Origin of the sequence: Vibrio sp. Y42_MX_L11, assembly GCF_024181785.1 — a bacterium.
In the GTDB taxonomy this organism is placed as follows: domain Bacteria; phylum Pseudomonadota; class Gammaproteobacteria; order Enterobacterales; family Vibrionaceae; genus Vibrio; species Vibrio diabolicus.
The window spans coordinates 131,641-144,495 of sequence record NZ_JAMZAP010000013.1 but is presented as its reverse complement, the minus strand read 5'-3'; the positions used below and the strand labels follow the sequence as shown (position 1 = coordinate 144,495).

Annotated in this window: 10 protein-coding genes and 1 pseudogene; 8 read left to right on the top strand and 3 right to left on the bottom strand. The window is 42.7% G+C overall.

Annotation, left to right across the window (positions count from 1 at the left end; all coding sequences use genetic code 11):
* Positions 1-107: 107 nt before the first annotated feature.
* Together NL643_RS14645 and NL643_RS14640 are read left to right on the top strand one after the other, a co-directional pair.
* A complete protein-coding gene (locus NL643_RS14645; protein WP_253644684.1) occupies positions 108-782 on the top strand; it encodes a hypothetical protein in 675 nt (224 codons plus the stop codon).
* Positions 783-1,313: 531 nt separating this feature from the next.
* The gene (locus NL643_RS14640; RefSeq protein WP_253644687.1) at positions 1,314-2,687 is read left to right on the top strand and encodes a carbohydrate porin; all 1,374 of its coding nucleotides are present in this window, start codon (positions 1,314-1,316) and stop codon (positions 2,685-2,687) included.
* Positions 2,688-2,750: 63 nt separating this feature from the next.
* On the opposite strand, the gene NL643_RS14635 is transcribed toward NL643_RS14640, so the two are convergent.
* Positions 2,751-3,737: a LacI family DNA-binding transcriptional regulator gene (locus NL643_RS14635; protein WP_009698245.1), complete on the bottom strand. Its 987-nt coding sequence runs from the start codon at positions 3,735-3,737 to the stop codon at positions 2,751-2,753.
* 235 nt (positions 3,738-3,972) lie between these two features.
* Between NL643_RS14635 and NL643_RS14630 the strand changes: the two genes are divergently transcribed.
* From NL643_RS14630 to NL643_RS14620, 3 genes are all read left to right on the top strand, one after another.
* Positions 3,973-5,412 (top strand): sucrose-specific PTS transporter subunit IIBC, encoded by a 1,440-nt coding sequence (locus NL643_RS14630; protein WP_253644683.1) that lies wholly within the window; start codon positions 3,973-3,975, stop codon positions 5,410-5,412.
* A gap of 165 nt (positions 5,413-5,577) precedes the next feature.
* The gene (locus NL643_RS14625; protein ID WP_253644682.1) at positions 5,578-6,501 is read left to right on the top strand and encodes an aminoimidazole riboside kinase; all 924 of its coding nucleotides are present in this window, start codon (positions 5,578-5,580) and stop codon (positions 6,499-6,501) included.
* A 31-nt stretch (positions 6,502-6,532) separates the two neighbouring features.
* Positions 6,533-7,987, top strand: coding sequence for a sucrose-6-phosphate hydrolase (locus NL643_RS14620; RefSeq protein WP_253644681.1), 1,455 nt, complete (start codon positions 6,533-6,535; stop codon positions 7,985-7,987).
* A gap of 79 nt (positions 7,988-8,066) precedes the next feature.
* On the opposite strand, the pseudogene NL643_RS22785 reads toward NL643_RS14620, so the two are convergent.
* Positions 8,067-8,177, bottom strand: a pseudogene (locus NL643_RS22785) (dihydrofolate reductase); the annotation flags it as partial.
* Between the two features lie 254 nt (positions 8,178-8,431).
* Here NL643_RS22785 and yghU point away from each other — a divergent pair.
* The 3 genes from yghU (at position 8,432) to NL643_RS14605 (ending at position 12,277) form a co-directional block, all read left to right on the top strand.
* The gene (yghU, locus tag NL643_RS14615) at positions 8,432-9,289 is read left to right on the top strand and encodes a glutathione-dependent disulfide-bond oxidoreductase (RefSeq protein ID WP_253644680.1); all 858 of its coding nucleotides are present in this window, start codon (positions 8,432-8,434) and stop codon (positions 9,287-9,289) included.
* A gap of 1,194 nt (positions 9,290-10,483) precedes the next feature.
* The gene (locus NL643_RS14610) at positions 10,484-11,656 is read left to right on the top strand and encodes a D-alanyl-D-alanine carboxypeptidase family protein (RefSeq protein WP_253644679.1); all 1,173 of its coding nucleotides are present in this window, start codon (positions 10,484-10,486) and stop codon (positions 11,654-11,656) included.
* A 213-nt stretch (positions 11,657-11,869) separates the two neighbouring features.
* Positions 11,870-12,277 carry an SPOR domain-containing protein gene (locus NL643_RS14605; RefSeq protein WP_006741205.1) on the top strand — a complete coding sequence of 136 codons (408 nt, stop codon included), beginning with the start codon at positions 11,870-11,872 and terminating at the stop codon, positions 12,275-12,277.
* 50 nt (positions 12,278-12,327) lie between these two features.
* Here the strand turns inward: NL643_RS14605 and NL643_RS14600 are convergent, their stop codons facing one another.
* Positions 12,328-12,801, bottom strand: coding sequence for a peroxiredoxin (locus tag NL643_RS14600; RefSeq protein ID WP_167427310.1), 474 nt, complete (start codon positions 12,799-12,801; stop codon positions 12,328-12,330).
* Positions 12,802-12,855: the final 54 nt, after the last annotated feature.

Below are 12,855 nucleotides of genomic sequence, written 5' to 3'. Positions count from 1 at the left end.
ATCTGATCATCAAATCGATCTTGAATGTATTGAAATTATTGTGATTTAAATGTACAAATTAGTGGAAACATCACTTCACGTCACCCCTTATGCCATAAAGGATTTTCATGATCTTGCCCTGCCCATCTACTGAAGAAAGCGGATGGATAGTTGTAAGCTCTCACTCCGAGCCAAGAAAACATCAGGTAATTTACGAAAAACATAGCAGGAAAGGTCTAAGTCTTGCCACTAACGTTCCGGATCTTGACCTGCCTTTAACTTACCAATTGGCGAACCAAATTATTGAGGTCAAAGAAGAGCTTACATTTGGTGAAAATATTGATGGGAACCGCCTAACTTGGAAAGCTATTGGCAATTCTAAACTTAGAGAAAACCAAGTCCACTACGGAGTTAATAAAGATTACTCAGCTTCTAATGAAGGTATTGCTATCGGCTATGTTAACTTTGAGTCGAGGTTTGAGGCTGAAGGAAAGCTTGGAATCGAAAAGTTATTCATTGCGATGTATGACGATGTCAAGAGTGTCAAATTTTACTCTGGATGGGATAGTTCTAAAATATCTTGTTACCAAAATACGTTTGATGAAGACTTAGCTTGTTACGGTGAAATTTTAATTAACGACGATATAGTTCATGTTTTTGATAAATATCTGCCGTATGAATATGTAAACATGGCTTACGACACCGTTATGTCCAAAGGTCGAGAAGAGATAATTGAGGCAGATTTTCAACATCAAATTAAATACTTACTAGTCGCCAAAGAGAATAACGTTGAGATGCATTAGACTACATTAGCTTGATTACTTTTTGGTAATGAGTGGCTTTTCGAAACCGATGTGACCATGAGCAAGATTATTGGATTTTACAAAACTCATTTATGTTCAAAAAATGAGTTTTGTAGATATTAAAATGCATGGAGCCAATGCTCTCACTGATTCTATGAAGTTTTTTGTGCGCTCTAACCACAAGACAATCTATAAAAGACGTTGAGCCAACGTCTCTGCCACAATGCCACCTGTTAATAAGGCTGAATTTCAATGCCTGTTTCTCATTACCATTCAAATGTGCGCTGGTTAATGATTTTTCTGTAAGTAACACAATTGAACGTGATAGAAGTAACAAAATTGCTTCCTTGCGGTAACGTTCCCGAAAATTTTATATATTATCGCCCCATTGATACAAGTGATAGAGACGCTCTGTATCTGAGCGCTCTGAAATTCAGGCTTTAGATGGACATTTAAAGTCACCATATGTTTGCAATTTTTCTTGGGAACGTTTGCAAAACCCTGAGTATAAATTTACGTGAGACCATGGAAATGAAACTACACACTTTGACGATGGCAGTAGCGCTTGGGCTGGTTACTGCACCTGCATTCGCAACAACAGATGTTGCCGCTCTTGAAAAGCGAATTAATGAATTAGAACAGAGGCTTGAACAGACAGAAAAAGTATCCGTAGAAGCAAATGAAAAAGCCTCAAGCTTTGAGTTTCATGGCTACGCTCGTTCCGGGTTGCTCATTAATGACGATCTGAATGGTGCAGTTGGTACTGGTCCTTACATGACGGCAGCTGGTGCTATTGGAGCGCCAATTGGACGATTAGGGGTTGAGGATGATCATTATGTGGAAGCAAACCTTATTCACAAACGTTTTGCAGATGATGGTTCCAGCGCTTTGTTCCGAATCATGCTGGCAGATAGTACGGAAACCAATAACGAATGGACAGCGAGTGAGAGTCAATTAAACGTTCGTCAGGTATATGCTGAGCTAAACAAGTTGAGCATGTTCTCTGAATCAAGTGCGTTTGCTGACGCAACGTTTTGGGCAGGTAAACGATTTGACCGTGATAACTTTGACATTCACTTCTTTGACTCGGATATCGTTTTCCTCTCTGGTACTGGTGCAGGTGTGTATGACGTCCAAATGAACGATTCATGGAAAGCAAACTTCTCGATCTATGGTCGTGATTTTGGTGAGATTGATAGCTCGTCAACTGATGTTGAAAACTATATCGCGACAATGAACAACCGTTTTGGTAATTGGCAATTGATGCTGAGCGGCATGACGTCTGCTGATAACAATGATCGCGTAGAAGGTGCAGCGGACAAAGGTTTACATGCGATGTTTGCTTACCATGGCGATAACTTCTTTGGCATGAGTGAAGGCTTCTCTAAAACCGGTATTTTGATGGGTGATGGACTGGGTGCGGAACTTAAAGGCATTGGTTCAAACGGTGATTTGCTAGAAGACGCAAAAGCCGTACGTTTGTTCAGTTATGGTGTAACACGCATCGGCGACAACTGGCGTGTAGCACCTGCGTTGCTAGCAGAACACAGCCAAGATCGCTTTGCTAAAAATGATGAATTCACGTGGGCATCGTTCAACATCCGCTTAGCGCAAGAGTTTACGCAAAACTTTGAGATGGTTTACGAAGGCTCATACCAATACATGGACCTAGACAATGCGATTGATAAAGCAAGTGGCAGTTTTTACAAAGCGACAATTGCACCAACGCTTAAGATGTCTACCGCAGCAGGTTTCTTTGACCGTCCTGAGCTACGTTTTGCAGTTAGCTACGTTGATTGGAGCGAAGACTTGAATGGCTACTCGATTAGCCAGGATGCGGGCGCTGCAACGATGGGTGATGGTGGTGAAGTTCTGTTTGCACTGCAAATGGAAACTTGGTTCTAAAGGGATCTAACCTACAAAGAGTAATAAGAAAAGCGCCAACTGATTTCAGTTGGCGCTTTTTCATTAACAGGACTGACGCTCAATTGTTTTGAAGGTTAGTACCATCTTACTCATTTCAAAACTTCTGTTGGCAATTCTATCTAGTAACAGTTTCGCACCATTTTCCCCTGCTTTATCAAATGCATAGTTAAATGTTGATAAGGTTGGGGTGCACACTGATGCGAGCTCATCATCACCAACTCCTAGCACTAAAACGTCTTTACCCGGTGTTAATCCGAGCTCTTGAATCGCTCTCATCGCACCGATAGCAATACGGTCTGTCGCACAGAACAAGCCATCTAGCTTAGGGTTCTTTGTTAAGTGTTGTTTTGCCAATGAATAGCCAGAGTCGATGGTAAAGTCACCACGAGCATGAAAGGCGAGCTCAAAACCATGGTGTTGCAGGGCTTGAACAAATCCTTCAGAGCGTTGTTTATCTACCGCGATATCGTCACCTTGCACGCCAATAAACCCCATAGTTTGGCAACCTTTTGCAACTAGTCTATTTCCCGCTTCAAACCCCACTCGTGCGTCATCATGAATGATGCTTGGAATATTAAACATGGAACCATCTTGACCGACGAGCACAACTGGGACCGCTGAGTTTTGAATTGCTTTTACCAGCTTGGAATCGAGGTGGGTGGCGTAAAGAATGATCCCTTCAACCCGTTTTTGGTTAAAGATCTGAATGTATTCCAGTTCTTTTTCGTGGGCTTGGTGAGTGCTAGCAAGTAAGACATGTTTCCCAGCTTTTTCAAGGACATCGGTTAATCCATCGACACCTTGGGATGTGGCATGAGAGGAAACCCGAGGAACAATGACACCAACCAGATTGGTCTTTTGAGATTTTAGATCTTTAGCGACTTGGTTCGGCACATAGCCACACTCCGCTACTGCTTGGCGGACCTTCTGTTTTGTCGCTTCTTTTACGCCATACTCATCGTTTATAACCCGTGACACTGTTGATTTTGATACGCCAGCCAGACGGGCGACATCATGCAGACTCGCCATTGTTCCTATCCATTCTGTTTTTCGTTTTTGGGATTGTTTGCAAAGAGAAGATGAAAAGCTCTTTGATAAGTAGCGATTCTAACTTCCTATACTGCTCTTAGGGAGAGAATTTGACGATCATTCTCACATTCTCTCTGCTTTATCTTTGATCATTTGGTTTTATTGAGCAAAAATCTATTTTGCAAACGTTCCCGAAAATTTCGCAAGCTCAGATAATAATCCAATGGGGTATGAAATGAATTATCCGGCAGTAGCAAAAGAGTTGTTAACTCTATTAGGTGGTAAAAGCAACATCACCGCACTTGCGCATTGTGCGACACGCTTACGCCTTGCCGTTGCAGATGAGCAAAAAATAGATGAACAAGCGATTGATAGCCTTGAAGGGGTAAAAGGGCAGTTCAAAGTTGCGGGTCAGTACCAAATCATTTTTGGATCAGGCATCGTAAACCAAGTTTATGCAGAAATGGTGAAGTTGACGGGGATGAGTGAAATGTCCACCAACGACGTTGCGTCTGCTGGCGCAGAGAAACAAAACATCGTTCAGCGCGCGGTGAAAGGGCTGTCTGATATTTTCGTCCCAATCATTCCAGCAATCGTCGCTGGCGGTTTGTTGATGGGTATCTATAACCTATTGACTGCTCAAGGCTTGTTTATTGATGGCAAATCTTTGATTGATGCCAACCTAGGACTGACAGACTTGGCGAACATGATCAACACGTTTGCGAACGCTCCGTTTGTTTACCTGCCTATTCTGCTGGCATTTTCAGCCAGTAAGAAGTTTGGCGGCAACCCTTATTTAGGGGCGGCGCTAGGTATGTTGATGGTCCACCCAGAATTACTTAACGGGTGGGGCTTCGGGGGGGCTGCGGTATCTGGCAACATTCCGGTTTGGAATATTCTTGGCTTTGAAATTCAAAAAGTGGGCTACCAAGGTTCGGTGTTACCGGTTTTGGTATCGGCATTCATTCTTGCGAAGGTTGAGCTAGGCTTACGTAAAGTCATACCTTCTGTTTTAGACAACCTTTTAACGCCATTACTGGCGATTTTCATAGCGGGTTTGCTGACGTTTACTGTCGTCGGTCCGTTCACGCGTGATATCGGTTTCCTATTGGGTGATGGTCTGAACTGGCTATACAACACAGCTGGCTTTGTTGGTGGTGCGGTATTTGGTCTTATCTATGCTCCATTTGTTATTACTGGTATGCACCACAGCTTCATTGCGATTGAAACGCAACTTCTTGCGGATATTGCGACGACGGGCGGCACCTTTATCTTTCCTATTGCGGCGATGTCTAACGTTTCTCAAGGTGCGGCAGCGTTGGCGGTGGGCGTGATGAGCAAAGATAAGAAGATGAAAGGTATTGCGATTCCATCGGGTGTCACGGGTTTGCTGGGTATTACAGAACCAGCCATGTTTGGTGTTAACTTAAAACTACGTTACCCATTTATTGCGGCAGTTTGCGCTGCGGCGTTATCAAGTGCGTTCATCACAATGTTTAATGTGAAAGCTCAGGCATTGGGTGCAGCTGGTCTTCCAGGCATCATTTCCATCACGCCAGATAAGATTGGGTACTACATCGCGGGTATGGTGATCGCGTTCTTGACCGCATTTGTTCTCACCATTGTTCTTGGTATGCGTGACCGCGCTAAAGTCGGTAAAAAAGCAGCGGCTTAATCTGAACTCCTTAAGGGTGGAGTCCCCCAAAATCCACTTCTTTTCCTAAATGTTTGGGGTGCTAGCCAAGCACTAATGGCTTGGCTAGCCTTTTTCAATTTTTACTTGGTAGTGAATGTGTTCAACACGTTGGACTATCAGAGCTTTAATTTTAAGGTAAGCAAGATGAATCAAGTGTGGGTAACTGGTGATGCTGTTGTCGATCTAATACCGGAGTCTGAGACTTCTTTACTCAAATGTCCCGGTGGTGCACCAGCGAATGTCGCCGTAGCGATTGCTCGTCTATCTGGTAAGAGTGCGTTTTTTGGACGTGTGGGTGATGACCCATTTGGTCGCTTTATGAAATCAACTCTGGATCAAGAGGGCGTGTGCACGGAGTTTCTCGTTAAAGATCCTGAGCAAAGAACATCAACAGTGGTGGTGGATTTAGACGATCAAGGTGAGCGCAGCTTTACGTTTATGGTAAAACCGAGCGCTGATCAGTTTATGTCTGTTGAAGATATCCCAAACTTTAAGCAAGGTGACTGGCTGCATGTTTGCTCGATTTCACTGGCAAATGAGCCAAGTAGAAGCAGCACATTTGAGGCGATCAAAAGAGCAAAAGCCGCTGGTGGTTTCATTAGCTTTGACCCTAACCTGCGTGATGAAGTGTGGCAAGATCAATCAGAAATCCAAGCTGTCGTAATGAAGGCTGTAGCGATGGCTGATGTGGTTAAGCTCTCTGAAGAGGAGCTTTTGTTCTTAACTGACTCAACATCGATGGCACAAGGTTTACAACAAATAGCCGCTATGAATATTGCGTTGGTCTTGGTGACACAAGGTGCGAAAGGCGTTTGGCGCGTCTTTGAAAGTCAGAGTGAGCTGATCACAGGTCAAGTCGTTAGTCCGATTGATACCACAGGTGCGGGTGATGCTTTTGTCGGAGGGCTACTGGCATGTCTGTCTCAACATGACGATTGGAAAAATCATCCTGTTGTTAGCTCTGCGATTCAATGGGCAAATGGCTGTGGTGCATTAGCGACGACGCAAAAAGGCGCAATGACTGCGCTTCCGACCCAGACAGAATTGCTGCAATTTATTGGGCAATGATCTCCAGATCCAATTTCAGTTGAGAAAAATTATGAGCTTAAACAACCGTTGGACTGTAGAGCAAAGATATCGCCGACTTGAGCAAATCCCTCAGTGTGATATCGAAGAAATGACACTTTTACGTCAGCAAGATAAAGGCTTTCCTAGTTTTCATATCGCCCCTAGATTTGGGCTGTTAAATGACCCAAATGGGTTGTGCTATTTCAATGGTGAGCACCACATCTTTTACCAGTGGACGCCAGTGGGACCAGTCCATGGAATGAAGTATTGGTATCACCTTTCTACTAAAGACTTCATCCATTTTACTGATCATGGCGTAGGTCTTCATCCTGACCAAGACTACGATTCACATGGTGTCTATTCGGGCGGCGCTTTGGTGGAAAACAACAAGGCTTTGCTGTTTTTTACTGGCAACAAGCGTGACCAAAATTGGAATCGAATCCCAACACAGTGTTTTGCCACCATGGATTCAGACGGCAACATTGAAAAGCACGGTGTGGTCATTGAGAACGAACATTACACGGAGCACTTTCGTGATCCAAAAGTTTGGAAGAAAGGCGACGACTATTTGATGGTGGTGGGTGCTCAAACCAAAACTGAGCATGGCTCAATGGCGCTTTATCAAAGCAAAGATTTGAAAACGTGGCAGCATAAAGGTCCTATCAAGACCAAGTTTTCTGACCTTGGGTACATGTGGGAGTGTCCTGATTTCTTTGAGATTAATGGTCAATCGGTGATGCTGTTTTCTCCACAGGGTGTGAGCAGTAGTAATCCTTATGATTTCAAAAACATCTATTCTGTCGCGTATATCGTGGGTGATCAGTTGAACCTAGAGTCGATGACTTTAGAAAACCACCAAGATATTTTACAGCCAGATTATGGGTTTGATTTCTACGCCCCCCAAACCTATTTAGATGAGAGTGGGCGTCGCATTCTTATTGCATGGATAGGGTTGCCAGAAATCGACACACCATCGGTCACACACCAGTGGGCAGGAATGTTGTCTCTTCCTAGAGAACTAACGTTGAAAGATGGTTTTCTTGTTCAAACTCCACTCCCTGAGCTGGAGAGTTTAAGAAAAGAAGAGGTGGTCTTTGCACAATCCCATACACTGGAAAGCACAAGTTGTTTGATCCAATTAGACCTTGTGGGTGATGGTTTTGAACTTGAGCTGAGTAACCTCAAAGGTGACAACATCGTCTTTAGTGCGACAGAGCACGAGTTTATGCTGGATCGTCGTCACATGTCGCACTTGTACGCAGAAGAATTTGGTAGCATTCGAAAAGCACCAAGATTGGACGCTAAGCAGACGATTGATATATATATCGACAACTCTGTCATCGAGATTTTTATTAATGGTGGTAAACACACGATGACCAGTCGTTTCTTTATTGATGACCTCAACAAGGTAACGTTGAAAGGGTTGGAGCAAGCAAGGCTTTTCCCTTTGAAAGGCATCACTGGTTTGTTTGAATCAGCTAAGTAACGGTTTCGATTACAAAGATATTAAAACGCCCTTCATTGACTCAGTGAAGGGCGTTTTTCTTTTTAACTATCTAGCCTAACTATCTTTCATGCACGTAAGTGGTTTGAACTAAGGTATCCAAAACAACTTCACTCTTGGTGACTGTAAAGTTAAGCGGTTGTTCTAAATCACCAAACAGAGATGCGCCGCCGAGTTGGGCTTACTCATTATTGTTAGCATCTCGAACCTAACCCACATTAACACAACTTTTTTCCTTATAGCGTGAAAGAAAATCCCATAACCAAAGGTTCTAATTAAGTGAAAGGTCAGGACTTTTATTTGAAGATTCCGGCCTAATATCTTGGATATGCCCATTTATCGAATGCGGTGGGTTACTTCATCATGCTTGCTGGCGCACTGAGTTTGCCAGTTTGATAATGCATTCAAACACAATAAGGGATAACAATGGCTAACGAATACATTCCACCAAAAGTTTGGACAAACGATAACGAAAACGGTGGCCAGTGGGCGAGCATTAACCGCCCGGACTCAGGCGCTCGTCATGAGCAAGAATTGCCTGTTGGGGAGCACCCATTCCAACTTTATTCCATGGGGACTCCAAACGGCCAGAAAGTAACGATCATGTTTGAAGAGCTTCTGGCGGCAGGCGTAAAAGAAGCAGAATATGATGCATACCTGATCAAGATTGGTGACGGCGACCAGTTTGGTTCTGGTTTTGTTGCTGTTAACCCAAACTCGAAAATTCCGGCACTGGTTGATCGTTCAGGTTCTGAGCCAGTGAACGTGTTTGAATCAGGTAACATCCTGTTCTACCTAGCAGAGAAGTTTGGTCACTTTCTACCAAAAGAAGGCGCTAAGCGTGCTGAGGTAATGAACTGGTTATTCTGGCTGCAAGGTTCTGCGCCATACCTAGGCGGTGGTTTTGGTCACTTCTACGCGTACGCACCAGAGAAGTTCGAGTACCCAATCAACCGTTTTACAATGGAAGCAAAACGTCAGTTAGATGTATTAGACAAGCGCCTCGCAAACAATGAATTCCTAGGTGGCGATGAGTACAGTATCGCTGATATCGCAATATGGCCATGGTACGGCAACCTTGTACTGGGTCGTGCTTACGATGCGGCTGAATTCTTAGACGTAGAAAGCTACAAAAACGTTGTGCGTTGGGCGAAAGCGATTGATGAGCGAGAAGCTGTCCAGCGTGGTCGTATTGTGAATCGCTCATGGGGAGAAGAGTGGGAGCAGTTACCTGAACGTCACAGCGCAGAAGATATTGATAAGGTATTGAAGCTTAAACCATAAGCAACCTTGGCTCAGTCACTTCAAGTAAGTTTGTTTTCATCCGAACTCATACTCCAAAATTGATCAAATCCATAGCGCATCTTACTAGATGCGCTACTTTTATTTGAATTGTAACCCCGTTGAGGATTATTCAATCTATAGATAGTTCTTTGCTTCTATTTGTCGTTTTCATATTCAACAAGCCCTCTGTATTTCTATTAACTATTAGCTGATGACATTCTAAAAATTTATACTTTAGATAACCTTAAATTTATAACTTAATTTTATATCTAATATAAATAAACTTAATGATAATTAATCTTTGACATAACCTTTTATTTTGTGTGGAATATGCGGGTTAATCTATTTAAATCAAAATTTATAGATAAATAAAATTTAAATAATTTACTGAATTCTACATCTAGCTTTGAGCAATGTTTAGTTACAACTGCTTATACCATGAAAGAGGATATGTATAATGTCGTCGTTTGAGTCGTACTGGGTTGGGGTACGTGAAAGAATTGCTATACAAACTGAAGGTAACCGAAATTTAAAGTCTTTAGTGATAAAAAAGCAGAGAGTGAACTTAAATAACAGTGGCTTATCTTTTCGCGCTAAAGCCGGATGCCTTATCCCTCATTGTTACACTCAGTTTACTGATGACGATACAAACTCAAAGGCATCGAAAAAAGCCTCCCTTAGTTTTAAGAAAGGGAAATTATACTTTTCTCCTGTCTAGTAATAGATAATATTTAGGTTATATATAAATTGAATTTTTATTTTTATCTGAAATTCTGACAATAAATTATTATGTTGTTATGACCGAGATGAAGCATTGGTTAGTAAATTATTAGTTCGGATTATCAATTGAATTGTAGATTTTCTTAGTTGCCCCTAGTTAGATAGTGATAAAATTTTTAGCTATCTTTTCACGTACAAGCTTAGTTTTAGATCTGGCTTGTACGGTTTTTTCTCTTAACACTAATTACATAGCATAACGGCATGATTTCTCGCCTCTTGTCTCATCTTTCTAGACGAAAGCTCTACCTACCTCTCATTATTCTCGACAAACATTGAGTAAAAGTAACTAATCGTAACAAGGTGGCTGTAACTGAGCGCCGTTTCAATATACTCGCTCTTTACCTAGGTAACCCTGCGCTTTGAATTCATTCGGGTACCGTTTGTAAGCCTTAAATGCTACTAAGATAAGATGTCATGATGAGAAAAAGTACTACATTAAACAAAGTGTTAATTACAGGGTTCGCTGCTGTATCTTCGTTGGCTTATGCAGCACCAACGGTTGTGCCAAATGCACCGGAACTCAGTTCTCGTGGCTATGTTTTGATGGACTTTCACACTGGGAAAGTGCTGGTTGAACGTGATGCACATAAACGGCTAAATCCTGCGAGCTTAACGAAGTTAATGACGGCTTATGTGGCTGGTCAAGAAATTAACGCAGGTAATATTACTTTGGATGATGAGGTCGTCATTAGCCGAAATGCTTGGGCAAAAAACTTCCCAGATTCCTCAAAGATGTTTATTGAAGTCAATACTTCCGTTTCTTTATCTGACTTATACCGTGGCCTGGTTGTTCAATCAGGTAATGATGCTAGTGTGGCCATTGCTGAACATGTCGCAGGTAGTGAGTCAGGGTTTGTAAGCTTGATGAATAGTTGGGCTGCTAAGCTTGAATTAAATAACACGGCTTTCACCAACCCTCATGGTCTAGACAGTGACGGTTTATATTCAACACCTTATGACATTGCCAAGTTGGGTCAAGCTATTATTCGTGACTTACCTGATATCTACCCACTGTATAGCGAAACCTCGTTTACCTACAACGGCATTACGCAATATAACCGCAATGGCTTGCTTCGTGATCGCAGTATGGATGTTGATGGCATGAAAACTGGTTATACGAGCGGTGCTGGTTATAGTCTAGCGACTTCAGCGACTCAAGGTGATATGCGTTTGATTGCGTTTGTGATGGGAGCAAAAAGTGAGAATATCCGTGAATCCGAAAGCAAACAACTGCTAAGTTATGGCTTCCGCTTTTACGATACGGTAATGCCAACCGAGGCAGGAACGGAAGTTGCGAACGCTCGAGTTTGGATGGGCGAACAAGATGAGCTTAAAGTAGGCGTGGCCAATGACGTTTATCTCACTTTACCAAAAGGGGATGTGAAAAAGCTACAAGCTGAAGTTGAATATAATGGCGATTTGGTAGCGCCAATTTCTGAGCAACAAGTGGTTGGTAAAGTGCTTTACAAAGTCGAAGGTAAAGTTGTGAATGAAGCCGAACTTGTTGCGTTGGAATCAGTGGAAGAAGGCAGCTTATTCAAGCGAATTTTAGACTGGTTTAAGCAATTGGTCGCGAGTTGGCTCTAAAAAACAGCTAACTTCTGCCATTATCACTCTATCTTGTTATTGTTCTATTAAATCAATTTACTAAGGCGGCCAACGTGGTCGCCTTACTTTTTTGGAATACTCGTTGCGCTAAAACATCGAACCTTCTTGTGTAGGCTATTTTCGCCTAATTAGAAGCGTTTTTGTGTTTTTGAGTGCGAGAGAAAAGAAACTAGAACAAAAATGGAGTGACACGTGCACAAGATTTTATCTTTGACATTGATTTTATCGCTCATGGGCTGCGCTATGCCTTACCAGCAGCAGGTCGATAGTGGCCAATGTGTTGGAGTAATGACCTCTCAGGATGCGTATGGTTATTTAAACCCAAACCATTACACGATGCAGGTACTCGCGCTAAAGCAAGAAAAAGATGTGAAAGATTACATTCGTTATATCGATCCTAAGCATCCGGTTTGGGTTAACTGGAAAAACAGCCGAGGCACGCGTTGGTATACGGTAACTGTTGGCGATTTTAAAACGAAACAGGATGCCTACAATGCGCTTTCTTCACTGCCGAGCCGCGTAAAGCAGTCATCCCCATTTGTGCTGACTTTTGCGGAAATGCAGCGTAAGCAACAAACGAGTGTTGTGAGAATGCGTTAGCCAACAAAAAACGGAAGCGATGGCTTCCGTTTTTGTATCTAAGGGTAAGCTTAAAGCGCCGCTAAAATCGTTTCTGCTTTGCTTGCTTCAAACTCTTTTGGTTCTTCAACGTTAAGTTTGGTCACAATGCCGTTTTCAATGATCATGGCGTAGCGTTGTGAGCGAATACCACCAAAGCCGCCGGTATCCATTTCAAGACCTAATGCTTTAGTAAAGCTTGCGTCGCCATCACCCAACATCAGGATTTCTGAAGCGTTTTGAGCTTCGCCCCAAGCTTGCATCACAAATGCATCGTTTACAGAAACACACGCAATTAAATCAACACCTTTTGCCTTCAACTCGTCGGCTAATACCACATAGCCTGGTAGGTGAGCTTCCGAGCACGTTGGGGTGAATGCGCCAGGTACAGCGAAGAGTACGACTTTCTTGTTTGCAAACAGCTCAGTAACGTCGTGGTTAACCATACCATTGGCAGTCAATTCGCTTAGAGTCGCAACTGGTAGAGCTTGGCCTTGTTGAATCATGATTTTATTCCTTTTTGTGTGCTAGTTTAGCTTTCTCAGTCTAGCGCTTATAAA

Excerpts from the sequence above, each read along its gene's own strand:
- NL643_RS14645 (WP_253644684.1), top strand. The coding sequence starts at position 108 with ATGATCTTGCCCTGCCCATCTACTGAAGAAAGCGGATGGATAGTTGTA.
- NL643_RS14640 (WP_253644687.1), top strand. The coding sequence starts at position 1,314 with ATGAAACTACACACTTTGACGATGGCAGTAGCGCTTGGGCTGGTTACT.
- NL643_RS14635 (WP_009698245.1), bottom strand. The coding sequence starts at position 3,737 with ATGGCGAGTCTGCATGATGTCGCCCGTCTGGCTGGCGTATCAAAATCA.
- NL643_RS14630 (WP_253644683.1), top strand. The coding sequence starts at position 3,973 with ATGAATTATCCGGCAGTAGCAAAAGAGTTGTTAACTCTATTAGGTGGT.
- NL643_RS14625 (WP_253644682.1), top strand. The coding sequence starts at position 5,578 with ATGAATCAAGTGTGGGTAACTGGTGATGCTGTTGTCGATCTAATACCG.
- NL643_RS14620 (WP_253644681.1), top strand. The coding sequence starts at position 6,533 with ATGAGCTTAAACAACCGTTGGACTGTAGAGCAAAGATATCGCCGACTT.
- yghU (WP_253644680.1), top strand. The coding sequence starts at position 8,432 with ATGGCTAACGAATACATTCCACCAAAAGTTTGGACAAACGATAACGAA.
- NL643_RS14610 (WP_253644679.1), top strand. The coding sequence starts at position 10,484 with ATGATGAGAAAAAGTACTACATTAAACAAAGTGTTAATTACAGGGTTC.
- NL643_RS14600 (WP_167427310.1), bottom strand. The coding sequence starts at position 12,801 with ATGATTCAACAAGGCCAAGCTCTACCAGTTGCGACTCTAAGCGAATTG.